The organism is Lentiprolixibacter sp. (genome assembly GCF_982873095.1).
Map to the genome: position 1 here is coordinate 1 of NZ_CEYNTP010000354.1, position 2,104 is coordinate 2,104.

The following is a 2,104-nucleotide window of genomic DNA, read 5'->3' on the forward strand; positions in this document are numbered from 1 at the left end:
CGTTAAAGGCGTACCCCATCAATACCCAGATCACTACTTCTATCCCTTTTTGAAAGCTTTCGCCAATAAGATAGGAATAAATGTAAGGAGTTATTAAATAAAAGATGGCTACTATTAAAAGCAGAACCGCAAAGTACAGGTAGGTAATCTTGACTATTTTAATGTTTTCCTTTTGAGAATCCTTTTTAAGCGTACCAAAAAAATAAGGGAGCCAGGCTTGATTAAAGGAATTCTGAAATAAACCGATTACCATGCCGATCTGATAGGCTACCCCATAGATCCCCGTACTTTCCACACCTAGAATATAAAGAACAAAAAAACGATCAGACACTGCTATGACATAGCCGCTCAACGAATGGAAGATAAGGGGTACACCAAAAGCCATTGCTTTCTTGTTGTAATCCCTATTGAAGGTCATCCCTTTTAAAATATAGCCCTGTTTATATAAAATATATATCGTGATCAGGCCGAAAATCAGTGAGACCAGAAGTTGCGGTATAATACGCCCTTCCCACTTGTAATCCAGGGCAATAATCAGAAACAAGGATAAGCCTATATCAAGGGCTGTCTTTGAAACCCGAAAAATCCCGAAGTTAACTGTCTTATAAGATATCCTCCAGATCACCAGTATGATTTCTGATATCTGACTAAAGAATACATATAGAACGGCCAAAACTATTACTACAGGAGACACACTGTCATTGTTGGAAAAATATTCCCCAAGTAAAAAACTCAAGGCGGAAACAATGACGATGAAAGTCAGTCCGTAGCGCAGTACAGAGATGAAAACCGTATGGACAAAAACATTAAAATTAATCGTTTCTTTCTCAAAGTAGTAGCGGTTCAATGAAGAGAGAATACTCAATCCAACAACAGGAGTAAAAAGCATCACCAGACTATTGAAAATATCAATGACGCCATAGTCTGACGGACTTAAATAGGTAGTAAGAAGCGGGAGTAATAAAAACGGTATCCCAGCATTAAGCAGATTGAAGAAGGTAAAAATCGAGATGTTCTTAGCCAGCTTCATCTGCTAAGGAATAGAATTAAAGAATTGTGCAACGCGTTCCGGTGCTAGGTCCATATCACCTATGAAATAGGTCAGTTTGGATTTGTTGTAATCGAGGGATTTCTGTGCTATAGCTTCAACAATTGAGTCCAGGTCACTGTATTCCCTCAAGATCAGGCCATTTTTTATATAGGAATAGTTATCCAGAGAGGATGAAAAAAAAGCAGCTTTGTAAAGTAGCTTATCTGTATGAATGGCCTCAAGTACTACCGCAGATTCATTGGTAACCACAATTTGGCACTCATTCAAATCTTTCCATATAGAAGGGTTTTTGGAGACTTTACAGTTAGCTTCAAGCCATTCCCTGCGCTTATCCCTGGGGTGGGGCCTCAATACAATATCATATTCTCCTGCCGTGCGGTTTATGAACGCCAAGACAGCTTTGGGATCATCCAGAAGATTCGTACAAATAAGTATACTGTTTTCTTTTGATGGTCTGAGTAGGGTATTGTTACGCTGGGCTGCAGCAATCCTCAGGTCGCATAACACCTCGCTTATTACACCAGGAAGGCGTTTATATTTATTGAGACTATCTTCGCTGAAGAGCAGATTATAATCGTGATAAAGCGGGGGAAACTTCTCCGAAACAGAGGCGTGCTGAATGTAAACCGTTTTAAGTCCACTCGCACTAGCTATAGTATTCAACAGAACATTATAGCTGGTATGATCATTAAAACTTACGACGACGTTTCCCGACCTCAACAATTTTTTGTAAATACTATCGCAACCCACTAATTTAAATACCCTTGGGATGTTTCGTTTCAGAACGGGATCCCGGTAAGATGCATGCAATAGTTTTCCAAGGTTCGGTACGGCCAACGCCTCTTTGAATAAATCCTGATCAGAGACATGGAAATCGGTATCCAAGTATGGCTTAATTCTCCCGATATATACCGCGTTGGTTTTGAATTCGAAAAACCTCAGACTCCGGAGTACGTTGGATTGGTTCTTGGAGAATACAAAAGAGATGAACCTGTTGTAGGGATCTGGTTTTAAGGGTTTTTTGAAGAAATAGGCGGCCAGGCGGTGTAGTTT

At 39.9% G+C, this 2,104-nt stretch carries 2 protein-coding genes; both read right to left on the minus strand.

Annotation, left to right across the window (positions count from 1 at the left end):
* The coding region (locus tag AC4E7D_RS14335; protein ID WP_490174456.1) for an oligosaccharide flippase family protein at window positions 1–1,030 on the minus strand (1,030 nt) is incomplete at its 3' end.
* Window positions 1,031–1,033: 3 nt separating this feature from the next.
* The coding region (locus AC4E7D_RS14340; protein ID WP_490174457.1) for a hypothetical protein at window positions 1,034–2,104 on the minus strand (1,071 nt) is incomplete at its 5' end.